The sequence below is a fragment of the Streptomyces sp. 8N616 genome (assembly GCF_052246385.1).
Classification (GTDB): Bacteria; Actinomycetota; Actinomycetes; order Streptomycetales; family Streptomycetaceae; genus Streptomyces.
The window spans coordinates 67,432-92,612 of sequence record NZ_JBQQBY010000027.1 but is presented as its reverse complement, the minus strand read 5'-3'; the positions used below and the strand labels follow the sequence as shown (position 1 = coordinate 92,612).

18 protein-coding genes, 1 tRNA gene and 3 pseudogenes are annotated in these 25,181 nt (G+C 70.5%); 13 read left to right on the top strand and 9 right to left on the bottom strand.

The window, feature by feature from the left end; translation table 11 throughout:
* Positions 1 to 90: 90 nt before the first annotated feature.
* The 4 genes from tmk (at position 91) to ACTWQC_RS24070 (ending at position 6,814) form a co-directional block, all read left to right on the top strand.
* Entirely contained in the window at positions 91 to 3,342 is a 3,252-nt protein-coding gene (gene tmk / locus ACTWQC_RS24085) for a dTMP kinase (RefSeq protein WP_443317871.1), read from the top strand.
* Between the two features lie 192 nt (positions 3,343 to 3,534).
* A complete protein-coding gene (locus ACTWQC_RS24080) occupies positions 3,535 to 4,794 on the top strand; it encodes a DNA polymerase III subunit delta' (RefSeq protein ID WP_443317896.1) in 1,260 nt (419 codons plus the stop codon).
* A gap of 202 nt (positions 4,795 to 4,996) precedes the next feature.
* The gene (locus tag ACTWQC_RS24075; protein ID WP_443317870.1) at positions 4,997 to 6,595 is read left to right on the top strand and encodes an alpha/beta hydrolase; all 1,599 of its coding nucleotides are present in this window, start codon (positions 4,997 to 4,999) and stop codon (positions 6,593 to 6,595) included.
* Between the two features lie 145 nt (positions 6,596 to 6,740).
* Positions 6,741 to 6,814: transfer RNA gene (locus ACTWQC_RS24070), tRNA-Thr, on the top strand.
* 128 nt (positions 6,815 to 6,942) lie between these two features.
* On the opposite strand, the gene ACTWQC_RS24065 is transcribed toward ACTWQC_RS24070, so the two are convergent.
* Positions 6,943 to 8,556, bottom strand: a complete 1,614-nt coding sequence (locus ACTWQC_RS24065) for a tyrosine-type recombinase/integrase (protein ID WP_443317869.1) — start codon at positions 8,554 to 8,556, stop codon at positions 6,943 to 6,945.
* The gene (locus tag ACTWQC_RS24060; RefSeq protein ID WP_443317868.1) at positions 8,553 to 9,239 is read right to left on the bottom strand and encodes a helix-turn-helix domain-containing protein; all 687 of its coding nucleotides are present in this window, start codon (positions 9,237 to 9,239) and stop codon (positions 8,553 to 8,555) included. The genes ACTWQC_RS24065 and ACTWQC_RS24060 overlap by 4 nt, the downstream gene beginning before the upstream one ends.
* Before the next feature lie 79 nt (positions 9,240 to 9,318).
* Between ACTWQC_RS24060 and ACTWQC_RS24055 the strand changes: the two are divergent.
* From ACTWQC_RS24055 to ACTWQC_RS24025, 7 genes and pseudogenes are all read left to right on the top strand, one after another.
* Positions 9,319 to 9,566, top strand: a pseudogene (locus ACTWQC_RS24055) (hypothetical protein).
* A gap of 425 nt (positions 9,567 to 9,991) precedes the next feature.
* Positions 9,992 to 11,083 (top strand): DUF3631 domain-containing protein, encoded by a 1,092-nt coding sequence (locus ACTWQC_RS24050; protein ID WP_443317895.1) that lies wholly within the window; start codon positions 9,992 to 9,994, stop codon positions 11,081 to 11,083.
* 386 nt (positions 11,084 to 11,469) lie between these two features.
* The gene (locus ACTWQC_RS24045) at positions 11,470 to 11,601 is read left to right on the top strand and encodes a hypothetical protein (RefSeq protein ID WP_443317867.1); all 132 of its coding nucleotides are present in this window, start codon (positions 11,470 to 11,472) and stop codon (positions 11,599 to 11,601) included.
* Positions 11,601 to 12,337, top strand: a pseudogene (locus tag ACTWQC_RS24040) (DUF2637 domain-containing protein). Before ACTWQC_RS24045 ends, ACTWQC_RS24040 begins: the two are co-directional and overlap by 1 nt.
* Positions 12,338 to 12,691: 354 nt before the next feature.
* On the top strand, positions 12,692 to 13,243 hold the full coding sequence (gene mobC / locus ACTWQC_RS24035) for a plasmid mobilization relaxosome protein MobC (protein WP_443317866.1): 552 nt from the start codon (positions 12,692 to 12,694) through the stop codon (positions 13,241 to 13,243).
* A 5-nt stretch (positions 13,244 to 13,248) separates the two neighbouring features.
* Positions 13,249 to 14,963 (top strand): annotated as a pseudogene (locus ACTWQC_RS24030) (relaxase/mobilization nuclease domain-containing protein).
* A 168-nt stretch (positions 14,964 to 15,131) separates the two neighbouring features.
* Positions 15,132 to 15,842, top strand: a complete 711-nt coding sequence (locus ACTWQC_RS24025; RefSeq protein ID WP_443317865.1) for a helix-turn-helix domain-containing protein — start codon at positions 15,132 to 15,134, stop codon at positions 15,840 to 15,842.
* On the opposite strand, the gene ACTWQC_RS24020 is transcribed toward ACTWQC_RS24025, so the two are convergent.
* From ACTWQC_RS24020 to ACTWQC_RS24000, 5 genes are all read right to left on the bottom strand, one after another.
* The gene (locus ACTWQC_RS24020; RefSeq protein ID WP_443317864.1) at positions 15,824 to 16,399 is read right to left on the bottom strand and encodes a dihydrofolate reductase family protein; all 576 of its coding nucleotides are present in this window, start codon (positions 16,397 to 16,399) and stop codon (positions 15,824 to 15,826) included. The two genes, ACTWQC_RS24025 and ACTWQC_RS24020, sit on opposite strands and share 19 nt — an antisense overlap.
* 1,316 nt (positions 16,400 to 17,715) lie before the next feature.
* A complete protein-coding gene (locus ACTWQC_RS24015; protein WP_443317863.1) occupies positions 17,716 to 17,898 on the bottom strand; it encodes a DUF397 domain-containing protein in 183 nt (60 codons plus the stop codon).
* A 9-nt stretch (positions 17,899 to 17,907) separates the two neighbouring features.
* Positions 17,908 to 18,762 (bottom strand): helix-turn-helix domain-containing protein, encoded by an 855-nt coding sequence (locus ACTWQC_RS24010; protein ID WP_443317862.1) that lies wholly within the window; start codon positions 18,760 to 18,762, stop codon positions 17,908 to 17,910.
* Between the two features lie 7 nt (positions 18,763 to 18,769).
* Positions 18,770 to 19,294: a DUF6879 family protein gene (locus ACTWQC_RS24005; protein ID WP_443317861.1), complete on the bottom strand. Its 525-nt coding sequence runs from the start codon at positions 19,292 to 19,294 to the stop codon at positions 18,770 to 18,772.
* Positions 19,266 to 19,673, bottom strand: coding sequence for a hypothetical protein (locus tag ACTWQC_RS24000; protein WP_443317860.1), 408 nt, complete (start codon positions 19,671 to 19,673; stop codon positions 19,266 to 19,268). Before ACTWQC_RS24000 ends, ACTWQC_RS24005 begins: the two co-directional genes overlap by 29 nt.
* A 363-nt stretch (positions 19,674 to 20,036) precedes the next feature.
* On the opposite strand from ACTWQC_RS24000, the gene ACTWQC_RS23995 reads away from it, so the two are divergent.
* On the top strand, positions 20,037 to 20,762 hold the full coding sequence (locus ACTWQC_RS23995) for an ATP-binding protein (RefSeq protein WP_443317859.1): 726 nt from the start codon (positions 20,037 to 20,039) through the stop codon (positions 20,760 to 20,762).
* Positions 20,763 to 21,181: 419 nt separating this feature from the next.
* Positions 21,182 to 21,373, top strand: coding sequence for a hypothetical protein (locus tag ACTWQC_RS23990; protein WP_443317858.1), 192 nt, complete (start codon positions 21,182 to 21,184; stop codon positions 21,371 to 21,373).
* Positions 21,374 to 21,596: 223 nt separating this feature from the next.
* Here the strand turns inward: ACTWQC_RS23990 and ACTWQC_RS23985 are convergent, their stop codons facing one another.
* Together ACTWQC_RS23985 and ACTWQC_RS23980 are read right to left on the bottom strand one after the other, a co-directional pair.
* Positions 21,597 to 23,147, bottom strand: coding sequence for a multicopper oxidase family protein (locus tag ACTWQC_RS23985; RefSeq protein WP_443317857.1), 1,551 nt, complete (start codon positions 23,145 to 23,147; stop codon positions 21,597 to 21,599).
* Between the two features lie 106 nt (positions 23,148 to 23,253).
* Entirely contained in the window at positions 23,254 to 25,143 is a 1,890-nt protein-coding gene (locus ACTWQC_RS23980; RefSeq protein WP_443317856.1) for a 2Fe-2S iron-sulfur cluster-binding protein, read from the bottom strand.
* Between the last annotated feature and the right edge of the window lie 38 nt (positions 25,144 to 25,181).

Here is a 25,181-nt window from a genome sequence, read left to right as displayed (position 1 = left end):
CGCCGCGCTCGTACCGGCGGGGCGGGCCCGTACGCCCACTTGTTCGGGGCGGGCCGACAGGGATTCGGCCACTGCGGATAGGCTGACGGGATGACGCGAGCCGAGCAGCCAACGGTCGTGAACCCCACATCCGACGCCCTTGCCGCAGATTCACGCGAGCGCGCCGTACGGGCCCTGCTGCGCTTCCCGCCGCTCCGGCGGCTGTGGAGCGCCCAGCTCGTCGGTGGCATCGGAGACGCCCTCGCTCTGCTGGTGCTCCTCCTGCTGTCGCTCCAGGCGGCCGTGTCGGAGGGCTCCTTCGGAGGCGGCTATCGCGGTGCGGCCTTCGCGGTCGCGGCGGTGTTCGGGGCACGCCTCGTCGCGACGGTCCTCTTCGGGGCGGCGCTCCTCGGGCCGCTCTCCTCGCTCACCGCGGACCGAGGCCCGCTCGACCGGCGCTGGACCATGATCAGCGCGGACGGGGTGCGGATCGCGCTCCTCATCGTGGCGCCCCTGTGGATCGACTGGACCCCCGACAACGCCCTCTCCCTGCTGCTCATCACCGTCTTCGTCGCCGGTGTCGCCGAGCGCTTCTGGACGGTCGCCAAGGAGGGCGCGGCCCCCGCGCTGCTGCCCGCGCCGCCCGCCGAGGGCGCCGCTATAAGGCCGCTGCCCGACAACGTCGACGCGCTGCGCCGCCTCTGGCTCCGTACGGGCTACGTGGCGCTGCCCATCGCCGCCGCCGGGCTGGTCGTGGTCACGCTGTTCGGGAATCTGCTCGGCGCCGGGATCGACTGGTTCGACCAGCACCAGGCGGCCCTCGGCTCATACGTCGCGTCCGGGCTCTTCGCCGCGTCTGTGTCCGTCCTCTACTTCCTCGAGCTGCCCGGCGCGCAGACACCCCGCCCGCGCTCCCCGCTGGAGGGCCTGCGCCGCCCCAAGTCCGGTTCCGAGGCCGACAAGGGCCGTACGGGTGCGATCCCGCTGCTCGTCCTGGCCTGCGCCGCCGTCGCCGGTGCCATCGCGTCCGCCGTCGCCGTGGCCGCGCTGCACGCCGCGGACCTCGGCGGCGGGCCGGTCGGCTTCGCGCTGCTCGTCTTCGGGCTCACCGGCGGCACGGTGGCCGGAATCCGGCTCGCGCCGCGCGTGCTGCCCGCGCTCTCCCGGCGCCGGCTGCTCGCGCTCGCGACCGCCGTCACCGGCCTCGCTCTGCTCGCCGCCGGTCTGGTGCCGGACGCGACGACCGTGCTGCTGCTCACGCTGCTCGCGGGCGCGGCGGCCGGTGTCGCCGCCAACACCGGGCACACGCTGCTCGACCAGGAGTCCGAGGAGCACCGGCGGGCCCGTACGACCGAGCACCTGCACGCCGTCGTACGCGTCTTCGTCGGGCTCGGCGCGGTCGCGGCGCCGCTGCTGGCCGCCGCGATCGGCCCGCACCGGCTCGCGAACGACGACTTCGTCTTCGCGCACGGCGGCGCCGCCTTCACGCTGATGCTGGTCGGCGCGCTGCTGCTGCCCGTGGCTGCGCTCGTGCTCGGCAAGACGGACGACCGGTCGGGCGTGCCGCTGCGCCGGGACCTGCGGGACGCGCTGCGCGGCGGCGAGCCCGTTCAGGCCCCGGCCGCCACCGGCTTCTTCATCGCGGTGGAAGGCGGCGACGGGGCCGGGAAGTCCACCCAGGTCGAGGCGCTCGCGGAGTGGATCCGGGCCAAGGGCCACGAGGTGGTCGTGACGCGCGAGCCGGGCGCGACCGCGATCGGCAAGCGGCTGCGCGCCATCCTGCTGGACGTCTCGAGCGCCGGGATCTCCCACCGCGCGGAGGCCTTGCTGTACGCCGCGGACCGCGCCGAGCACGTGGACACGGTCGTACGGCCCGCCCTCGCGCGCGGTGCCGTCGTCATCTCCGACCGCTACATCGACTCCTCCGTCGCCTACCAGGGCGCGGGCCGCGACCTGTCGCCGACCGAGATCGCCCGTATCTCGCGGTGGGCGACGGACGGCCTGGTGCCGCATCTGACGGTGCTGCTCGACATCTCGCCGGAGACGGCGCGGGAGCGCTTCACCGAGGCACCCGACCGGCTGGAGTCCGAGCCGCCCGAGTTCCACGCGCGCGTGCGCGCCGGGTTCCTGACGCTGGCCGCGGCCGACCCGGCGCGCTACCTGGTGGTCGACGCAGGGCAGGACGCGGAGGCCGTCACCACCGTCGTACGGCACCGGCTCGACCAGATGCTGCCGCTGTCGGAGGCCGAGATCCAGGCGCGCGAGGACGCCCGTAAGGCCGCCGAGGAGGAGCGCAAGCGGCGCGAGGCGGAGGAGGCCGCGCGGAAGGCCGAGGAGGAGCGGCTGGAGCGCGAGCGGCAGGAGCAGCTCGCGCGGCTGCGCGCCGAGGAAGAGGAGCGCAAGCGCGTCGAGGCGGAGGAGGCGCGGCGCCGCGAGGCCGAGCGCCAGGCGGAGGAGGCCCGGCTGCGGGCCGAGGAGGCCCGCCGCCTCGCGGAGGAAGAGCGCAAGAGGCGCGAGGCGGAGGAGCGGGCGCGCGCCGCCGAGCAGGAGCGGCTGCGGCGCCAGGCCGAGGAGGAGGCCCGGCTGCGGGCCGAGGCCGAGGCGCGCCGCCTGGAGAAGCAGCGCAAGGCGGAGGAGGCGCTGCTGCGGGCGGAGGAGGCGCGGGTCGCGGCGGAGGCGGCCGCGGCTCAGGACGCGCCGCGGGCCCCGGACGAGGCGCCGACGGTGGAGACGCCGGTCGCGGGTACGGACCGTGGCCCTGCGGACCGGCCTGGTACGGACCGCCGTGGCGGAGGCCCGGCCCCTGGTGGGGGCACCGATGCGGGGTCGGATCCGGACTCCGAGGCGACGCAGACGGTGCCGACCCCGCGGGTGGACCAGCACGGTCCTCAGGGGCCTCAGGGCGCTGCCGCGGACGAGACGGCGGTGCTGCGGCCGGTGCGGCCCGAGGGTCCCGGCGGCAAGGAGGGAGCGGGTCCGGACGCCGAGGAGACTGCGGTCCTGCCGCAGCCGCCGGATGCGGGATCCGCGGATGAGACGGCGGTCCTCCCGCCCGTACCGCCCGAGGGGCCCGCGGCGGGCGGGCAGCCGCGCCCTGAGGGGCGTCCCGCGGACCCGGCGGACCGGGTGCCGCCGTGGCTGTTCCGTCCGGAGGACGGAGAGCCGGAGCCCGCGGCGCACCGGGAGACCGAGCGCACGCGCGAGATGCCGCAGGTCGACCCGTCAGCCGCGGACCGCCCGCGCCGCTCCCGCCCGGACTGGGCCGAGGAGACCCCGCTGGACGACCTCCCGTCTCTGGCCGACGAACTCCTGGGCCCCCGCGAAGACGGGGACGACAACGGCCGCCACCACCGGGGCCGCTGACCCACGCCGACGGCGGCCTCGCAGGCGCAACCGCGCGCCCGCGGTGCGACCCCTCCCTCCTTCCCCGGCCGGGGGGGCCGTCCTTCGGTGGGCGGCGTCGGTGTCGGTGCCGTGGACCACAATGGGGAGCTGCAGGAGGCAGCAGGACGTACGGGCGCGGCGGCAGTCGGTCAGGCAGGCGGGCAGGGGCTTATGACGGTGTGGGACGAACTCGTCGGGCAGGAGCGGGTGACGGAGCAGCTCGTGGCCGCCGCGCGCGATGCCGACGCGATCGTCACCGCAGAGGCCGAGGCTGGGAGCGGGACCGCGCTCGACCTCACGCCCGCGCCCCCGGACGCCTCCGACGAGGTGCGTGGGCCATCGAAGATGACCCACGCCTGGCTGTTCACCGGGCCGCCCGGCTCCGGCCGGTCGACGACGGCGCGCGCGTTCGCCGCCGCGCTGCAGTGCGTCAGCCCCGACCGGGCCCTCGGCGGAGCCCCCGGCTGCGGCTTCTGCGACGGCTGCCACACCGCCCTCTCCGGCACCCACGCCGACGTCGAGGTGGTCAGGACCGACCTGCTCTCCATCGGCGTGAAGGAGACCCGCGAACTGGTCCGCCGCGCCCAGCTCTCGCCCGCGAACGGCCGCTGGCAGGTGATCGTCCTGGAGGACTCCGACCGCCTCACGGAAGGCGCGGCCAACGTCCTGCTCAAGGCGGTCGAGGAGCCCGCGCCCCGCACCGTATGGCTGCTCTGCGCGCCGTCGCTGGAGGACGTGCTGCCGACGATCCGGTCGCGCTGCCGCCACCTCATCCTCCGTACGCCGCCGGTGGACGCCGTCGCGGACGTGCTGATGCGGCGGGACGGCATCGAGCCCGCCGTCGCCGCGGCCGTGGCGCGCGCGACCCAGGGGCACATCGGGCGGGCCCGGCGGCTCGCCACCGACGAGCGGGCCAGGGCCCGCCGCGCCGCCGTACTGAAGCTCCCGCTCCGGATCGATGACGTGGGCGGCTGCCTCAAGGCCGCGCAGGAGCTCGTCGATGCGGCGGCCGAGGACGCCAAGCAGGTGGCGGAGGAGGTCGACGCGAAGGAGACGGAGGAGCTGCGCGCGGCGCTGGGCGCCGCGTCCGGCACCGGCGGCCGCCTGCCCCGCGGTACCGCGGGCGTGATGAAGGACCTGCAGGACCGTCAGAAGCGGCGCGCCACCCGCACCCAGCGCGACAGCCTCGACCTCGCCCTGACCGATCTCACCGGCTTCTACCGGGACGTCCTCGCCCTCCAGCTCGGCTCCTCCGTGGCAATGGCCAACACGGAGGTGCAGGACGCCGTGCAGCGCGTCGCGCAGTCGTCCACCCCGGAGCGCACCCTCCGTCGCATAGAGGCGGTGCTGGCGTGCCGGGAGGCCCTGGACAGCAATGTGGCGCCGCTGCTGGCGGTGGAGGCGATGACGATGGCGCTGCGCGCAGGGTGACGCGTACGGACTCTGGGGGCCGGGGCGTCCGGGCAACCGCGGACGCGCCGGCCCCGGACTCTCACCCGTATGAGAACGGCGGACCGCGCATGGACGGTGTTCGGACGGATACTCTCCGAACACCCGACATGAAGCCGCGAAGCGTAAAGCCGCGAACACGTGAAGGCGTGAAGACGCGAAGAACTGACTGAGGGATCGCCGCATGGACACCAGTAGTCTGCTCCGCACCTCCGGGACCGTTCTCGCGGTCGCGGGCCTGCTGATGTCCGGCTGCTCCTCAGGAAGTTCGTCGTCGAGCGCGTCCGCGTCCCCCAAGGCCGCGAAGAGCGGGCAGCCGCAGAAGAAGACCGACGCCCTGCAGGTGCTGCAGCCGCTCCCCGACGCCGTACCCGCAGGGCTGCGGGCGTACTACGAGCAGAAGCTGAGCTGGCGCGAGTGCGGTGTCGAAGGCTTCGAGTGCGCCACGCTGAAGGTGCCCCTGGACTACGAGAGCCCGGGCGGGGGCGAGGACGTGAAGCTCGCCGTATCCCGCAAGACGGCGACGGGTCCCGGCAAGCGACTCGGCTCCCTGCTGGTGAACCCGGGAGGGCCGGGCGGTTCCGCGATCGGCTACCTGCAGAGCTACGCCGGGATCGGCTACCCGGAACCGGTCCGGGCCCGGTATGACATCGTTGCCGTGGACCCCCGCGGCGTGGCCCGCAGCGAGCCCGTCACCTGCCTGTCCGACTCGCAGATGGACGCCTTCACCCAGGTCGACCAGACGCCCGACGACCAGAAGGAGGTCGACCAACTCGTCGCCTCCTTCAAGGACTTCGCGACCGGCTGCCAGGACCGGTCCGGCGAGGTCCTCGGCCACGTCTCGACGGTCGAGGCGGCCCGCGACATGGACGTGCTGCGCGCGGTGCTGGGCGACGAGAAGCTGACGTACGTCGGCGCCTCGTACGGCACCTTCCTCGGCGCCACGTACGCCGGGCTCTACCCGCGCCGGGCGGGGCGCCTGGTCCTGGACGGCGCGATGGACCCCTCGCTCCCCGCCCTGACCATGAACCGCGACCAGACCGCGGGCTTCGAGACCGCCTTCACCGCCTTCGCGGAGGACTGCGTGCAGCGCGAAGACTGCCCCCTCGGCGGCGGGAGCGCGCGCGACGCGGGCCGCCGCCTCCAGGGCTTCTTCAAGAAGCTCGACGCGGACCCGGTGCCGACCGGCGAGGGCCGCCGGCTGGGCGAGTCACTGGCGACGACGGCCGTGATCGCGGCGATGTACGACGAGGGAGCGTGGGCGGAGCTGCGGGGCGCCCTGCAGTCGGCGATGGACGGGGACGGGGCGGGGCTGCTGAAGCTCGCCGACCTCTACTACGAGCGTGACGCGGACGGCTCCTACGAGAACCTGATGTTCGCCAACCCGGCCGTCAACTGCCTCGACCTCCCCGCGGCCTTCGGCGGACCCGACGACGTCCGCAAGGCGCTGCCGTCGTTCCGCCAGGCCTCGCCGGTCTTCGGTACGGGCCTGGCCTGGGCCGCGATGAACTGCACGTACTGGCCGGTGCAGGCGACCGGCCGCCCGAACCGCATCCAGGCGAAGGGCGCGCCCCCGATCGTCGTGGTCGGCACGACCCGCGACCCGGCGACCCCCTACCGCTGGGCCGAGGCCCTGGCCGGCCAGCTCGGCTCGGGCGCGCTCCTGACATACGAGGGCGACGGGCACACGGCGTACGGGCGGGGCAGTGAGTGCATCGACTCGACGATCAACACCTACCTGCTGGAGGGGAAGGCGCCCAAGGACGGCAAGAGGTGCAGGTAGTGGCCTTTGCGGGCATTTCCGGCGGCCGCGGTCCGGGGCGCCAGCGCCGTCGGGCCGCGGTGCGAGGCACCGCCGGTGACTGTGTAGACTTGGCGCCGTTGCGGCTGCCGGTCCCGTACTGCGCGACGGGGCATATCCGCAGCTCGCCGCCTTAGCTCAGTCGGCCAGAGCGACGCACTCGTAATGCGTAGGTCAGGGGTTCGACTCCCCTAGGCGGCTCTGAGAAAGGCCAGGTCACATAGCCCGTGACCTGGCCTTTTTGCTTTCTCTGGGCATGGCGCGCCACACGGCCGAGGCGCCGTGGGATGGCTTGCGTGAGCGATGCGTGAGCGGAGCGGCTCAGTGGCCTACTTGTTGGGCTTCTTCCGCTTGCCCTTCTTCTTCGCCTTGGCCTGGGTTTTCGCCTTGTCCTTGGCCTTCTTGGCGGCCTTCGCCGCCTTGCGGGCGGCCTGCTCCGCCTCGGCCTTCCGCTGAAGTGGGACGAGCTTGGCGGTGGCCTCGGCGGCGTTCTTGCCGACATGGGGCAGGACGCTCTGGTAGATGTCCCGCGTGATCCGGGTGTCGCTGTGCCCGAGGGTGTCGGACACGATCTTCACGTCGATGCCGGCGGCGAGCATCAGCGTGGCCGCGCCGTGGCGGAGGTCGTGCAGCCGGATGGGCGGGAGGCCGGATGCGGCGATGAGCCGCTCGAAGAGGTCCGTCACCTTGCCCGGATGCAGCCAGGAGCCGTCCTCCTGCGTGAAGACGAGACCGGTGTCGACCCAGGCCGAGCCCCACTCCTCACGGTCCGCTTCCTGACGCTCGCGGTGGCGCTTCAGCACCTTGACCGTGTCGTCGTCGAGGGCGATGACACGGTGACCGCTGTCCGTCTTCGGCTCCGACGTCTCGACATCCCAACCGTCCTGGACGAGCTGGGAGGAGACGGTGAGGAAGTGGGTGTCGAGGTTGGTCTCGGACCATGGCTGCCCGCACGCCTCACCCCGTCGCAGACCGCGGAAGGCGATCAGGTGCCACATCGCGTACAGCCGGTCCTCGGCCACGAAGTCGAGGAACGCGCCTGTCTGCTCAGGCGTCCAGACCATCACGGGGGAGGGCTTCTCACCGGTCTGCCGCCACTTCGCGATTCGCTCGTCCGTCCACACGAGGGCCTTCGGCTTGCGTACGAGGTCGATTTCGACGTGGGCCGCCGGGTTGAAGGTGATGATCTGCTGGCCGATTGCGTCGTTCAACGCGGTCCGCAGTGTGGCCTTGATGTGCAGCCGAGTGGCAGGCCCGGTCACACGCCTAAAGGGCGGCATCGCATCGATCGCCGCTTTCATCGACTTGCGGCGGGCGCGGTTCTCCGGGCCCTTCCACGGAACGTCCGCCAACTCGGCGACGGCGTTTCGCCTCTGGGCGTTCTGCTCCAGGATCTCGGCGTTGGCGTCGGCGATAGCCGTGAACATCTCGCTGAGGTGGCTCACGCGCAGTCGGTCGAGGCGGTGGTGGCCGATCCGAGGCTTCAAATGGACCCGGATATCGGTCTCGTATCGGCTGAGCCCCGACTTGCGGATGCGCTTGCCTTCGAGCCACCGGTCAAGCCATTCGCTGACGGTCAGACGGCCGATCAGGTCCTGACCGGACCGGAGGCGTCGCCGAGTCTCCTCCACATTGGGGAGTGGTGCCTTCTCGTCGCAGACCTCTTCGAGCATGGCTGCGATAAGGGCTATGCCTTCCGGGTCGTCGGCGTCGGCCAAGCCGAGGAGGGCGCGGACGTGGTCGAGATCGGCCTGGGCGGCTTTGAGGGTTTCGTAGCCGGCGCGGCTGAAGGAGCGGCGGGTGCCGTCCTCGTGGGGCGGGAGTTCCTGGCGTATGGAGTAGGAGCCGTGCTTGCGGCCGGAGAGCTTGGGGCAGTTCTTGCCGAGCGGTTTGCCGGTCTTGGGGTCGCGGCAGTAGCAGCGGCGGTGGGTGGAGCCCTTCAAGCCTTGTTCTCCTTGGTCTCGTTCAAGGTGGTAGCGGGCGGGTCGATGTCGCTGAGTTGGCTGGGCAGGAGTGGAAGTCGGCCGCCGTCCCGGCGGATGAAGGAGCGGGCTACGCGCAGCCGTTGTCGCGCGGATTCGGCCCGCTTGGCGTGTCTCGCCTGGGCTTCGAGGGCTTCGGCCCTCTGGCTGGGATTGGATGCGTTCTCCGCCCTCCAGCGTTCCCAGTCTTCGAGCGACATGGCTGACAGAGCGGCGCGCTCCGCCTCTACGTGCTCGCGGTAGTAGCTGAGCATGTCGACTTCCAGACCGAGCTGTGAGCCCTCGCCGGTGAACCACTCCAGGGCGTTCCAGGTCTCCGTGATGTCCTGGTCGGGGAGGGGTTGGACCCGGTCGATGTAGCCGACCGGGTAGATCAGACAGATCGGGGAGGTGTTCAGGGCTCTTGCGAGCACCATGACATCGACCAGCGGCAGGGTGGAGCGGCGGCCGGACTCCATGTTGGCGATCACGTTGCGTGGGATCGGGTAACCGATCTCCTCACATCGGTCGGCCAGGTCTTGGGCGCTCATGCGCAGTTCCTTCCTCCGTCTGCGTACCTCGGCGGCCACGGTGGCCATCACCTTGTCCGCCCACTCCGGGACGTCGTCCTCGTCATATCCAGAATCGAAACCGCGTTGTGTCATGAAGACACATTAGCTTCCTCATCCTGGTTACTGATGGCCTGGAGCCGGACGTGATGCCGCGTTCGCCGAGGGCCCAGTCATGGACGGAGCACTGCATGCACAAGCGCGAGATCGCCAACCAGTCGAAGGGCATGAGCCGGGAGGAGCTGCTGGCCCTTCCCGCTGCCGTTGACCTGGACACAGGTAACCGCGCACTGGGGCTCGGGCGGAGCAAGGGCTACGAGCTGGCCAAGCGCGGCCAGTACCCGTGCAAGGTTCCTGCGCCTGGGCAAGGCGTACCGGGTCGTGACCGCCGACCTGCTGGGCCTGCTGGGCCTGGCCGCATGACCGCGTCCGCCTGTAGCAGACGCTTCTGCGCTGAGCTGACACAGAATCGCTGGACTGTGGCCGGGTGTGGACGTACTGTCCGTGGTCGCTCGCCCCGGCCAAGGGAGCGAGAAAGCCCCCGGCGGGCCAACGCCGGAGGCTCAGCACACCCCTCTGCCCGCATTCCAACGAACGACCGGCGTGCCCCGGGCCTGCATGCCCGAAGCCACCGGATAAGGAGCTGCCCTGTGCAACCTACGACACCCGAACCGAATCCCGCACCTGGCAAAATTGCATGGCCTCCGGTCGCGGTGCCCGGCCGGCCCGGCGACCACGCAAGCGATGTCACCAAGGAGACCAACGTCGCGACGTCGAACCCCGCGCGGGCGGTTCAACCCGCCGAGGAGGAAGCGGTTCCGGATCCGGAGCCGACGTATGGCTCCGAGCTGCTGGACGAGCTGCGTGCGCACATAGCCAAGTTCGTGATCCCGCCATCGCAGCAAGCGCTCGACGCGGTCACGCTGTGGGTGACTGCGACGCATCTGCAGCCCGCGTGGCAGCACGCCCCTCGTCTGGCGGTAGTGGGACCGGCTAAGCGGTGCGGCAAGTCACGGCTGCTGGACGTGCTGACCGAGACGGTGCACGAGCCGATGCTGACCATCAACACCACCCCGGCGGCAGTCTTCCGCTCGATCACCGACGAGCCGCCCACACTCCTGGTGGACGAGGCGGACACCATCTTCGGCACCCCGAAGATGGCGGAGAAGAACGAGGAGATGCGCGGCCTGCTCAACGCCGGGCATCAGCGCAACCGGTACGTCACCCGCGTCGTCGGCAACGACCACACGCCTCACCGGTTCGCCACCTTCGCCATGGCGGCCCTGGCCGGGATCGGAGACCTGCCCGACACGATCATGGACCGGGCCGTGGTCATTCGCATGCGCCGCCGGGCCGAGGGCGAGACCGTCCGGCCCTTCCGATCCCGCCGCGACACCCCAGCCCTCCACGACCTGCGCGACCGCATCGCCACCTGGGCCAGGCCGCTGCTTGATGAGGCCGCCGAACTGGAACCGGTGATGCCCGTCGAGGACCGCGCCGCCGACACCTGGGAGCCCCTGGTCATCGTCGCCGACCTTGCCGCTGGCTCCTGGCCTCACCTCGCACGCGCGGCGTGCGCGCGGATGGTCGCCGCCGAAGCGGCAGCCGAGGAGGAGCACCCCAGCGGAGCGCGGATCCTCGCCGATATCCGCCGCGTCTTCGTCGCCCAGCGGGAGGTCGACAGCCTCAGCACCGAGGAACTCCTCCACCACCTGCGCCAAGACCCGGAAAGCCCGTGGGCCGAGTGGGGGCGAAGCGGGCTGAGCCCCCGTGAGCTCGCCTCGATGCTGCGCGAATTCGGCATCACCTCGGGCAACGTTCGCCTCGCCGACGGCACCCAGCGCAAGGGCTACACGCGCAACAAGTTCCTCGACGCGTGGCGCCGCTACTGCCCGACCGTCCACCCGGCCGACACCGGCCCCACCCGCAGCGAGGGCTGAGACCCCGCCCCAGTTGCCGTCCTTGCCGTCCCTGCCGTAATTCCGCAGGTCAAACGGCATACGGGCAAGACGGCAGCCGGGCGCCAAGACGGCAACACGATCATGACGGCCGCGCCGTCGCCGGGACATCGCCCGCATCCGTCTTGTGCCGTCCCCAGCGTCCTTGACGTATCCCCGCAGGTCACAGCACATGCGGCCGGGACGGAAGACGGATTCGATCCGTCCACGGGCACCGAGCCACAACCCTCACCGCATTTGCGGGCCACCAAGACGCGACGGCACCGCCAAGACGGAACGCCGCCACCATGCCGTAACGGCCCTGACCTGCGCTTGCAACGGCCAAGACGGCAAAGACGGACCACGCCACCGCCGCAGGAGTATCCCGCTTGACCACCCTCGCTCCCCCGACCCATCACACAAACTCCCACCTGGCGACCGGCTGGGATCGCGCCGCGATCCTCCCTCTCGGCACCGCCGCCTGCGCCCTGTCCTACGACGCGCTGAAGGGCGGCAAGTGATGACCAAGCAGACTGCCGAGCGGTATGCACTCGTCGCGGCGGGAACCGTCATCGTGGGCTCACCGCCGGCGGGTTCTGGCTCTCGTACGCGCACCTTGCTGAGGTCGCCGGACAGCACGGGCTGGGGAGCTCTCCGGTCCGCCAATGGGCCTGGCCCGCGACCCTGGACGCGTTCATCGTCGCAGGCGAACTGCTCATGCTCCGCGCGGGCCTGCGCCGGGTAACGGACGGGTGGGCCATCGCGCTCACGGCCACCGGATCGGTCGGTTCCATCGCGCTCAACGTGGCCGGGGTCAGCGGCGCGGGCAACGCTGGCACCGTGCCCCTGCTCGACTACGTGGTCGCCGCGGTTCCCCCGACTGCCGCACTGCTGGCCTTCGGCGTCCTGATGCGGCAGATCCACCAGCTCATCGACCAACCTGCGGGCCACCCGGGCACTACTTCCGCCCGGCCCGCCGACCCGCTGGCTGCCCTGTCCGCCCAGCCGCCGGAACCAGCGGTCCGGGTTTCGGAGAGCACGCCGCGCGGTGGCCGTCCGGCCGGTGCCACGGTCGAGGAACTCGCGGAGATCGGTCGGATCGCCGCCGCCGAGGAGGGGAAGCTCACCCGGGCCATCGTGCGAAAGGCCGTACGGGACAAGGGGCTGACGGTCAGCGGCAAACGGCTGACCGAGGTGATGGACATCCTCCGGCCCGATTTCGAAGCCGAAGCGGACACCGGCCCGGCCAACGGCTGACCGCCCTACCGAGGGGTGACCGGAACGCTTCCGGTCACCGGCCAGCCGCTGCCACCCCACTCGCCGCCCCCTTGTCCACAACTGAGGACAAGGCGGTGACCGCCCCCGCTGCTGCAGACCTTCCACGGCAGTGCGCCTGCCTGGCTCGCCCCATCTGGAGAACCACCCGTGACGCAGGACCCACACCGCCCCGAGCACGTTCCCGACGAGCCGCTGACGCTGACGAAGTCCCCTACGCTGCTGGGACGTTTGCGGCAGGCGTTCGGACGGGTGGCCACTGGCGGAGCCACTGGCGGAGCCAGTAGTACCCCGAGTCCGACTCAAGGCCGGAATCGGGGGATCTCCGCCCCAGGGGTGGCGGAGACGGCCCAGCGCCAGGGGGCGCCGGACCAGGAAGCCGAGGCCGAGGGCGGCCCCACCCCGGACACACTCCACGCCGTTCAGCAAGCCGTCCTTCGCCCCGTACACGCCGCCACCCCCACCGCTGGCGAGCCCGCCGTACGGAGCGTCCAGCCCACAATCCGCCGGTTCACCGGCAACAAGCGCGCCGACCGCGTCGGCCCGCTGCGCTTCACCGACGACGAGCGCGCCCGCCTCCAGGCAGCCGCCGCCGAGCACGGCTACAAAGGCGAATCCGGCTTCGCCGCCGACATTGTCCTCGCCTTCATCACCGGCCGATTTACGGCCAACCTGCCGCTGTCCGAGGACCGCCGCCGCACACACATGTTCCGCGCCCAGGTCCTGCGCCAGCTCAACCGCATAGGCGTCAACGTCAACCAGATCGCCCGCGCCCTCAACAGTGACCACACCCCACCCGACATCCGCCGACACCTCGACGAGCTGCACCACCTGCTCGCCCAGATCGCCGAAGCCCTGCGCCAGTCCGCCGACCCGACGGAGGTCTGACCGAGATGATCGCCGCCATCAAGCCCTCGGGGACCAACACCCGCGGCCTGCTCGCCTACCTCTACGGACCCGGCCGCCACGACGAGCACATCGACCCGCACACCGTGGCTGGCTTCGCCATGCTCGGCATGCCCGACCCCGGTCGCGACGAGCACGCCACCCTCACCGAACTCGCCCGGCACCTCGACGAGCCCGTCCGGCTGCGCAACAGCGAGTTCGGCAAGCCGGTCACCGACCATGTCTGGCACTGCCCCGTCCGCGCAGCCCCCGAGGACCGCTACCTCTCCGACGCCGAGTGGGGCGAGATCGCCCAGCGCATCGTTGCTGCCGCTGGCATCGCCCCCGAAGGCGACGACCTGGCCTGCCGCTGGATCGCCGTACGCCACGCCGACGACCACATCCACATCCTCGCCACCACCGTCCGCGAAGACGGCCGCCGCCCCAAGCTCCACGACAGCGGCATCCGCGTCGGTGACCAATGCCGCGAGATCGAGAAGGACTACGGCCTACGCCAACTGAAGAAGGGCGACCGCACCGCCGCCCGCCGACCCACCCAGGCTGAGATGCACAAGGCCGAGCGTCTCGGCTGGGAGCAGACCAGCCAAGAGTGGCTCCAGGAGCGCATCCGCGCCGCCATCCCGCACTCCAAGAGCGCGGAGGAACTGCTCGCCTACCTCGAAGCCGACGACGTCGTGGTCAGGGCCAAGCGCGGCCCTTCCGGAGACCTCCTCGGATATGCCGTCGGCCGCCCCGGCGACCTCAACAATGACGGCGAGCAGATCTTCCACCCCGGCGGAAAGATCGCCCCCGACCTCTCGCTACCCAAACTCAAGGCTCGCCTCGAAACCAGCGCGCCCGAGGAACATCCCACCGCCCGCCGCAACCGTCCCGACACTCCCTGGCACCAGGCCACCGACGCCCTCGACACGCTCCACACCGACCTCACCGACGACACGCACGCCCAGGCCCACATCACCGCCCTCGGCGAACTGATCGAAGCCACCGCCCAGAAGGCACCAGCCAACCTCCGGGTCGAACTCCGATCCGCCTCCAAGGCGTTCGCACGCGCCCAGCGCTCCCAGATGCGGGCAGAAGACCGAGTCGCCCACGCTCTGCGCAGCGCGGCACGCGACATCGCCAACACCGCCACCGGCCCCGATGGCAGCGCCCTCGCTGCCCTGCTCGCCGCCTCGTCTGGGCCGCCATCGTTGCCGGGCGTTGGCATGAAGCGAAGAACCACGCGCACCAGGCCGAAGCCGCCCGCCAGGCCGTCCAGCACCTCCAGACAGCCGCCGACCGCGCCCTCGCCCCGACGCTCGCCGAACTCACAGCCCGCCCGCCCAAGGCGGAAGCCCGCCACGTCCTGGCCAGCGACGTGCGAGCAGCCGTCCCCGACCACGCTGAGCGAATCCTCGCCGACCCGGCCTGGCCTGCGCTCGCCACCGTCCTCGCCGACGCCGAAGCCCGCGGCCACCAGCCTCACCAACTCCTCAAGGAAGCCGCTGCCCAGCGTGAGTTGACCACCGCCCGCCAACCCGCCCGCGTGCTCATCACTCGCATCCAGTACACAGGCCGAAACCCAGCGCCCAACCGCCGCGCCGAAGCCGCCCGCCTGCAATCGACCATCGCAGGCCCGGTCCCCGCCCAGCAGACCCGAAACGGTCAGCCCCCTACGGTGACTCCATCACCCACCGAACAGCAGCACCGACACCGCCGGTAGGCACCCAGCGCAGTGTGCCCATCCGGCATGGCCAAGCCAGACTGATGACCTCGCCGTTCGTGGCGACGAGGCCATCAGTTCCTACGACTTGTCCCCGCTAGTACTCCAGTCTGGTTTCGCGATCTATCCAGTGGGTTCGTCGGCTACGGCGCGGCGTATCCTTCGCCCGTGGAACTGCGCTTCGAGACGCGCCAGTCTGACTCGCCGTGGGTCGGCACCGTGTGGACCTGCACGAGCGAGCAGGTCACGGCGATGACGTCCGTCGCAGGGGTGCGCTGGGGCCTGGTGTTCTGGGAGCAGGACGGCCAGGCGTATGCGGGCATCACCGGTCCCGAGACCCGGACCGGCACGGCGCCGGTGCCGGAGGGCGCGGCCTTTACGGGCATTGAGTTCGCCGTGGGCACCTCGTTGCGGGCCGTGCCCACGCCGACGCTGGTCGACAGCGGCGTCGAGCTCCCCGACACCACGCGCCGGACGTTCCGGCTGGACGGCGCACGCTGGGAGACGCCCAGCCCCGACGACGCCGAGGCCCTGGTCGAGCGTCTAGTCCGGGCCGGGATCGTGGTCCGTGACCCGCTCGTCGCCGAGGTGCTGCGGGGGCACCGCCCGGCCGTCTCGGGGCGCACGGTCGAACGCCGGTTCCGCGCCGCGACCAGGCTGACGCGGGGCGCCGTCCGGCGGATCGAGCGGGCCCGCGCGGCGGCGGAGCTGCTGGCGGCCAGCCACCCGGCCGCCGACGTCGTCGCCAAGCTCGACTACTTCGACGAGCCGCACCTGGCCCGGGCGCTGCGCTCCTACGTCGGACGCACCGCCAGGCAGCTGCGCGAGGGCGCCGACGGCGCGATCGCCCTCGACCTGGATCAGCGCTTGACGTCGTAGATCAGCTTCAGGATCCCGTTCGAGTAGCTCTCCGATTCCCGCAGCGTCAGCATCTGCTTGTCGCGGTCGGCCCGGCCGAACACGCTCTTCCCGGCACCGAGCAGCACGGGGAAGACGAGCAGGTTGTACTGGTCGATCAGGCCCGCGTCCGACAGTCGCCGGGCCAGCTCCGCGCTCCCGTGGATGAAGATCGCGCCGCCCTCGCCCTCCTTGAGCGCGGCGACGTCCTCGGTCGAGCGCAGGATGGTCGTCGGCCCCCACCCGTCGACGAGGGCATCGTCGGACAGCGTGGTCGACACCACATACTTGGGCAGCTCCTTGTAGTCGGCGTGGTCCTCCGAGCCGGGCCAGACCGAGGCGAACGCCTCGTAACTGCGGCGGCCGAACATCAGCGCCGTCGTGTCGGCGAGCTCCTCGCCCTTCAGCGACCAGGCTTCTGGGACGAACTCGAGGTCCTTGAACACCCAGCCGCCGCTGCGGTGCCCCTCCTCCGTCCCGCCGGGCGAGTCCACGACGCCGTCGAGCGACATGAAACCGGTGTAGACCAGGTCACGCATTGTGCTCTCTCCTCATGATCGGGCGAGCTGCTGGGCTCCACGCTAGATCGCGGTCGCGGCGGCCGTCTTGGACGGAAACGACAGCGGTTCAGAACGCGTACCGGATCACCGCCTCGGCCGGCCCGCCCTCGGGCACGTCCTCGGCGCGCACGGCCACCTCGCGTCGGGTCGGCCGGGACGATGCGCAGCCGAACCCCGTCACCCGTGCCTCGCTGCTGTGCTTCGGGAAGGAGCAGCTGGTGCTGCGTGCGCCCGTCTGCCTGGAACTTCACCCACCACACCGACCGCGTAGGTCAACGGTGCCGGTGGTGTGCGTTCGGTTCGGTAGTTCCAGTGCGATCGGCGCGGACACAGCGAGCGTGACGCCCCTGATGGCGAGCATGGCCAGGCCGGTGAGGAGACCTTGAGCCCGCCACCCCACCGGCCTTCCTCCGGTCCCTGACGCGGCTGCGGGAAAGCGGAGGTATCCCAGCCGGATGCACGCTCGCCGGCCAGCGGCACATCGCTCACTCCCACGCGCCCAACTAGAGGCACTGGTGGAACTGTCATGCTGAAGATTCAGAAGCTGGTTCTGATCCCTGGCTCGGGGCGGTGACCGGCGGCGGGTGGTGGTGATCCCAGCCCGGCAAGCAGGCCGAGTGCCTCACGGCCGCGGCCGCCGTCGGTCGGTCTCGCGCAACTGTTGTTTGACGTTGGTGAAGAGACTCAGTGCGGAGAGGAACACGAGCAAGAACAGGCCGGGGGCGGGTTCGGGCATCGTGCCATGCACGAGCAGTTTGGCCGAACGGTACGGCGGCCAGGACCGCGCCCCGGGTGAGCACCCACAGTGGAAGTATGGTCTCCCCAGGGCGGTCTGGATTGAAATGGAACGCCTTCCAGATGGCGAAGGCCAGGACCACCCCGACGACCACTGCCGGGTACCACCAGCCGTCGGCGGCGGAGTCGAGTATCGCCTTTGCGTCCACAGTGATGCCTTCCTGTCAGCCTGTCACCTACTGCGCCCAAGCCCGTTACACGACATGTAGGTCCGCCGGGGATCCCGGCAGGGGTGGGCAGGTTGGATGCAGGTCCACGAAGACCGAGACGGACTCGTTGTCCGGCCCAAGGTAGGGGCGCCGTGGCGGGAAAGGTCCCGGCACGTCCCGCCCTTGCCGACGCAACACTGAGGCAACCGCCGAGCGCCAGGCAGCTTCGGCTACGCGTCGAACAGCAGCAGGCGCGGTGTGGCGGGCTGATCGGGGTCTCTTCGCAGAACCCCTTGATTCGGGGCTTACGCGGCTTCTCGCCTCAGTGGGCCGAACCGGGCAACCCCAGGACTATCCCTGCTTGGCGTACTCCACGAATGTCGTCCAGGAGGTTCGCTGGACGGCCAGGATTCCCCGGTTGCGGGCCTTCGTGTCCCGAACCATCACGTGCTTCGGGCCGTTGTCGGCCACTTCAACGCAGTTCTCCGTCCCGGTGTAGGAGCTGGTACGCCAGTTCGGGGCCACGGGCTGCATGGTGCTCTCCTAGTCGCTCGGCGTCTGATCGAAGTGGTGGATCGCTGTGAGGATGAGGTCTCGGACTTCGGTCCCGTAGACCGCTGACTGCTGCAAGAGGGCGAACGCCTTCGTGTACAGCTCGATTTCGCGGGGCTGGGTGACGGAGAACTCCGCCGAGTAGGTCTCGACGAGGACGAGCTTGTCGTCGAACATCGAGAAGGAGTTGCCGGGCCAGATGCCCAGGGGGGCGGATCGGGGGATGATGCCCAGGCTCAGCCGGGGGAGCCGCATCACCGCCAGCAGGCGATCGAGCTGCCCCTTCATCACCTCCGGGCCGCCGAAGTTGGTGTAGAGCGCCTGTTCGCCGAGCACCACGTTGAAGATCCGGTTGCCCTGGTACAGGTACTGCTGCCGTTCGAGCCGCTTGGCCGTGGCGGCTTCCGCGTCGTCGGGGATCTCGTAGTAGTCGACAACCTGTCTGAACGTCTCGGCCGCGTAGTCCGCCGTCTGGAGCGTTCCCCACACGAGCGTCGGGTGCCAGATCCGGAAGACCTTGGTCTTGGCGTAGACCGGCAGGGCCTTGCGCTGCCGTCGTTCCGCCCCCGTCTGGAGTTGTCGGCGCCACTCAAGCCACAGCTCGTCGATGTGGCGCACCGTGGCTATCAAGTCATCAACGAGCTCTTGCCTGTTGGTCTTGATGCACCAGACACGGATGTCGTCTTCGCTGGGGTTCTGCTTGCCGTTCTCCAGCCGAGAGACCTTGGACTCGGCCCAACCCGTGGCCACGGCGAATGCCCGGCCGCTCGCGAACCCGGCATCCTTCCGGAATCCGCGCAGCCGGGCACCCAGCGCCTCGCGTGCTTCTTGAGCTTGGTTATTCACTGATGGGTCAGGGCTTGTACTCGGCGTGTGGGATGGCGGCGGTCCAGAGGAGGTCCCGCACGCGGACGCATTCGGCCACGGTGTCCGGGTCCTCGACGATTTCCGACCCCAGCACTCGGCCCTCGGGGTCGAAGTGGCCGACGGCGAGGAGACGGTCGTCGTACAGCCACCAGTCGTTGCCACCGACGGGGAAGTCGATGCCTTCGGGCAGCCGGTGCCGCGGAAGCCATCGGATGTCCTCGCCGGCCTCCTGGTTGAGGTGGGTCAACGAGTGCTCCCAGCCGACGTATTGGGAGTGCGGCTCGGTGATGACCCTGACGCGCCTGACGGTCTTCCCTTCGCCCGTGACGCGCTTCATCAGCCCCATCCAGGGGTCGAGCCATGCGTAGTCGTCAGGCTCGCCCCGCTGCCACCGCGCGTAGGGCGTGTCCTCGATGGGAGACCCGTAGTCGTCCCTCAGCTCCAGGTGGAAGGCATCGCGTTCGAAGCTGCTGAACAGCTCGTCACGCTGGGCCGAGGTGATCAGGTCCACTGTTCTCCTCCAGTAGGGCCGTGATCGAGGACTTGGGGACCTCGATGCAGGTCTCATAGTCGGGCATCCGCATCTGACTCAGAGCCTCGGGATCGTGCATTTCCGGCCCCTGCAGGATGCATGTGCCCTGTTCCGTGACGATCTTGATCGGGGCGGTAAAGCGCTTGATCTCGCCGGTCTCGTGCCCATCCTTCGTGAGGTGCTCGAACAGCTCGGTCGGCACCTCGATCACCGTCTGGCCCTTCGGCACGTCGAGCCGCATGAGCAAGTCGTTCGCGAACACCTTCCAGCCTTGAATGACGTAGCTGTCCGGGTCACTGGCGTACAGGGTGGGGCTGTCTCCGGGGGTGGAGTTCTTACCAAGGAACCGTAGCTTCACGGCTGCTCTCCCGTCCGCTGCCTTGCGCCGGTTTGCGCGACACGACGATGGTCCGCGAGGTGCTCTACCCCGTCAATCGACTTGCTGCAAACTCGCGCAATCTTCTTGGGGGTTGAGAGACAGCCGTCCTACGGTCGTCTCCAAACCCGAGCAACCAAGGGAAGCCGGCGAACGCGCCTGAGGTGTGGCGCCGAGAGCAACCTTCCTGCCCGTGACGTGCGGAGGACAGCGATGGCTCTTGCCTTGCAGAGTGCAACCGCTCCCGAGGCGACGCGCGGGAGATTACGGAGCGCTTCCGGCGGCATAGCCAGTGCTGTTCCGCCGCAGGGAAGGGTCCCGCAGGTACACGGTTCGGGGAGAGACATGGACCAGCCAGTTCGCTTCGTCGTCTCCTGCACCCGCGCACCGCAGCGAGTAGGGCAACTGCGCCGGATCAGTGCCGCTCACCTCCGGCTGTGGGGGATCGGCTCCTGCATCGACACAACCAACCTGCTCATCAGCGAGTTGGTCACCAACGCCATCCGGTACGGCGAGACGGAGGACGTCAGCTTCTCCGTCTCGTACTGGCGGGGCGAGGTCCGCATCGAGGTGGCTGACGGAACTCCGGGCCGGCCACAGGTGAAGAGACCGGGCGCCGACGAGGAGAGCGGTCGCGGCATGCTGATCGTCGAAGCCCTCGCCGAGGATTGGGGGACCAGCGAGGACGGCACACTCACGTGGTGCACCATCGCCGTACGGGAACTGGTGGTGCCCAAGTCGGGGTTCTGGTGCGAGTGGCGCCAGGAGGATGGCAAGCAGCTCGCGCTCGCGTCCATGCCCACGCCGGACCGCGCGATCCGCTGGGCTCGCATCCAGATGCGCGTCATCGCCTCGGCCATCGACGCGTCGGTGGTTGGCTACGTCTGGGACTGGCTGTCCGACGGATGGCGCGAGCCCGCCGAAGCCCTGAAGAACGGCGAGGAGTTCACGCTCCCTCTCTCGGCCGGACGCTACACGTTCATCTGGCACGCTCGTCCGGTGCGCTTCGTGCCCGTGGTCGGCGGAACCCCCCTGCCTCACCTCGCAGGGGAGGAGCCGGAATGGGACTGAAGCCCGCCGAGCTGTGGAGCCGGTTCGACTGGCAGGGCGGGAGCTGCTTCAGGTGCGAGCGGACGGGACTTCCCGTGACCGAGATCGGCGATATCACCGTGGCAGGCGAGACCTTCCCCCTCCAAAGCTGCCAGTGGTGTGTCTTCAGGCTCGAACAGCTCCACTACACGATGAGTGAGCGAGCCGTCCGCCGGCAGCGCCCCCGGACGCCCGCGCCCGCACCGCCTTGCCCCATCGGCCAGTGGCCCACCAGGCGCCACTCGACAGACCGCCCGCCCATGTCGCGTAGCTGGGCAGCCGCGCCATGGGCGGGCCCTTGCCCCCGTCCCTGCCGTTCGAACTGGAGGCTCCTCCAAGACCTCAGAAGGACAGGTCGCGGCAGGGACGGGGCCGCCCCCGACCACGAGAAGAAAGGCGCCTTGGCGACCGAGGAACAGAAACCACAGGAACTGGACTACGACGAGCTGTTCGACCTCATCGGCGCGGTAGGCGCCGGGATCGGCGTCGCCAAGGACGAAGGGCTCCCCCCAGCCGCCCGTCGGGTCGGCACGGACGCTGCGGAGGACGCCGCAGCCAAGCTCGCGGACCTCAAGCGCCTGGGGCAGACGTAGAGCCGCGCGCCGACCGAGACCCCCGTCGGCAGGCACCAATCCGCATATCTCCCCGTGCCTGCCGGCGGGCCCATTGCGCCACCCAACTCGGGACGGTCCGGAGCCTCCACCGATCCCGGAGCGGTTCAGCACGACAAACACCGAGTTGGCGGTGCCCGGGACGTACGTACGTCAGCACGCTCTCTCGGCATCGCAGTTCGTCGGCCCGCACCGAGGGCCGAGGTCAGGAGTGGCCATGGTGATGGCCGGAACCACTGCCGATTCTGCCTGGCCTTTGGCCGGGGGCGACCACCACGAATTGACCCATCATGCCCTGGTCCTCGTGGTACAGCACATGGCAGTGGTACATGTACGGGAACCTGGGGTCGCTGTGGTCGCGGAACCGCAGGGCGAGGCGGATCGGCACGCCGGGTGGGGTGTGGACGGTGTCCTTCCAGCCGCGGAGTTCGGGCGGTGGCTGCTTTCCGCCGACGGACAGGACCTGGAACTGGACGTCGTGGACGTGAAAGTTGTGCTGTACCGCGTCGTTGGCGGTGACCTCCCAGACCTCGGTGGTGTCCCGTGGGGCGGTGAAGTCGATGCGTCTCATGTTCATGCTCTTGCCGTTGATGGAGAAGTTCGACAGCTCGAAGGTGCGGTCGACTTTCGTGCTCGTAGTGGCCAGTGCGGGTGCTTCGGCCAGTCGCTGAGGCAGCTTGGGTGAGGGTGCCAGGCGGGGCGCGGCCCGCAGCTGGAGGATATCCAGGGTGTCGTCGCCGCCGTTGAAGCGACGGTCCCAGAGGTTCAGATCGAGGTCTGGGGGGAAGCTGCGCAGGACGGCCTGCTCACCGGGCTTCAGGGTGACCACGATCTCGGCGCGCTCGGCCGGGGAGAGTTGGATGCGCCGCGTCTCGTGCGGGGCGGGCAGCAGCCCGCCGTCTGTGCCGACGAGTGCGAACGGCCGGTGGTCGGCGAAGCCGAACCGGTAAAAGCGGGCGTTGGAGGCGTTGAGCAGCCGTAGCCGGATCCGCTCGGTCGTGACCTGGTGGTAGGGCTCGGTGGTGCCGTTGACGCAGATCAGGTTGCCGAGAATGCCCACACCGCTCATTCGGGGTGAGGTGGTGTCGAGTTGGTTGTCGCCGTCCAGCCGCTTGTCCTGCACGATCACGGGGATGTCGTCCACGCCGTAGCGGATTGGCAGGGCGCCGCGGGCTGCATCCCTCACGGCGCCGTCATCGTCATCGTCGAGTATGAACATGCCCGCCATGCCGCGGTAGACGTGCCGGGCGGTCTGCTCGTGCGGATGCGGGTGGTACCAGAGGGTGGCCGCCGGCTGGTCGATGGTCCACGTCGGGGACCAGGTCCTGCCTGGTTCGACGGCCTGGTGCGGGCCGCCGTCCATTCGCGCGGGCAGATGCATTCCGTGCCAGTGCAGGCTCGTCGTCTCCGGCAGATCGTTGCGCAGGTTCACGACCACCGTGTCGCCGCGGGCGGCCCGCAGGGTCGGACCGAGGTAGGGGCCGTTGAGTCCCCAGGTCTCGGTCGGACGACCACGGCGCAGGCGGTGCTTCCCCTTGGCCGCGCGCAGGTGGAACACGCGGCGGCCCGAGGAGCCGCGGCGGCCGGTGTCCAGCGGCGGGATGGCGAGACGGTTGGTGAACTCCACCTTTCCTGCGGTGTTGGTGTCTGCCGTCGCGTACATCCACCCCACCACCCCGCCCGTGGCCGCCGCGGCGGCGGCCACGGTGCCGCCTCCGGCCTTGAGCAGGGTGCGTCGGTTGATACGGCGGGTCACGTCGTACTCCCAGGGGTGCGGATGTTGTCGGATCGTGTGCAGTTCGTCGCGCGAGAGGGGCTGTGGTGGCAGCGGACCGGTACGGGTCGAAGGGCGGCGGCGGGCTTCACAGATCCAGGACGATCCGGGGGCCGTGCGCCCGCGACACGCACGGGTGGATGACGTCCCTGCGGTCGCGCTCATGGGGCTGGAGGACGCCGTCGCGGTGGTCGGGCGCGCCGTCGAGCACCCGGGTCTCGCAGCTGCCGCAGACCCCGCCCTCGCAGGAGAAGTCCAGGGTGGCCTCGACTGTCTGAAGGGCGGTCAGCAGGCTGGTGCCCACGGGCACCGGAACGATCCTGCCGCTGCAGGCGAGTTCGGCCTCGAAGGGTGTGTCCGGTCCCGTACCGGACCGTGTGGCGGCGGCGAAGCGCTCCAGGTGCAGCCGCCACTGCGGGCAGGCCGCGGGCATGGTCGCGGCGACCGCGTCCATCAGTGGGGCGGGCCCGCAGCAGTACACCGCGACGCCACGCGGCGTGCCGGCCAGGAGTCCGGCGAGGTCGGGGCGTGGATCGGTGTCCGAGACCGACACCAGGACCCGGTCCGGGTGGTCGCGCAGGAGGTCGTCGGCGTAGGCCATGGCCCGCCGTGATCCGCCCCGGTAGACCAGCCGCCAATCGGCGCCCCGGGCCGCCAACTGGCGGATCATCGGCAGGAGCGGTGCGATGCCGATGCCGCCCGCGAGGAACAGATAGGACGGGGCATCGGCGAGGCGGAAGTGGTTGCGGGGGCCGCGCACCGCGACAGCCGCCCCGGGGGCGAGGGTGTGCGCCTCGACGGAGCCGCCGCGGCCGCGCGGTTCGCGCAGTACCGCGATCCGGTAGACGTCCCGCTGCTCGGGATCACCGCACAGCGAGTACTGGCGTACCGTCCCCGATGGCAGGACCAGGTCGACATGGGCCCCCGGTTGCCAGGTCGGCAGCTCCCCGCCGTCCGGGCGCCGCAGATCCAGTTCCACGACCTGCTCGGCGGCTCGGCGGACGGCGGCCACGGTCACCGGCGTCTGCGCTGCGGGGACCCGCTTCGCACTCGAGCCTGCGGATCGCGCCGCCGCGGCCCGGCGACCCCAACGGGTCCTACCGCCGGGCTTGAAGACGGAGAGGAACACCGCGGTCCACAACAGAACAGTGAAGACAACCAGGCAGACCACCAGGGCGAGGCCCGTGCCGCCGGGCTCCTGGGACGGCTCGAGAGCCTGGAGCTCCTTGATCCACTTGTGCTCGAAGAAGGCCGCGAACAGCGGCAGGCTCAGGGCGATGACGAACTTCAGCAGCACCCACCAGTGCCGGATCAACCCCCACGGCGTGCCCACGGAGACCACGACACCGGTGATCAGGGCCAGCGCCATGCTCGGGATGACCAGCGTGAGGTCGAACAGGTGCATGATGTCGTACGCGGTACGCCGCGTTCCGTGGTCGTCGGCGGTCAGCCCCACGACGGACATGACCGCCATCGCGAGCGACAGTCCCAGCCAGCTGACGCTGAAGCCGATGTGCAGCATCAGCCAGACCTTGCGCGCCCTGCGCCCCAATTGTCCGAAGAGCGGCTTCATCAGCACGGCCAGCACCGCCGAGGCGAGCATTCCGCCCAGCGGCTCGTAGTTGCCGAAGCTGAAGAGGAACTGCAGTGGGACGAAGGCAAGGTGAAAGACGATCAGTGTGCGGCGGGCGCGGGCCCCGGACACCGGCCGTGCCAGCGCCCATCCGGCGACGGCCACCAGCGGCGCCGCCAGCAGGTACCCGGCCACACCTGCCGTCTGGAGCACGGGGAACGCGGGATCCGGGCGCAGGTACAGGACGATGGCTGCGACCAGGCAGAAGAGAGCAAAGACGCCTTGCGCCGCCCGCAGCGCACCGTTGTTCCGCCGACACGGGGCGCCGTCCTGACCGGCGATCGGGCCGGGCGCCGTGGTGTGCTCCGGGCGCTGCGCGGGGCTATGGGGATTCGTAGAGGACATGGCCTCAGCGTCGGCCGGGCGGCGCCTCTCGCACATCG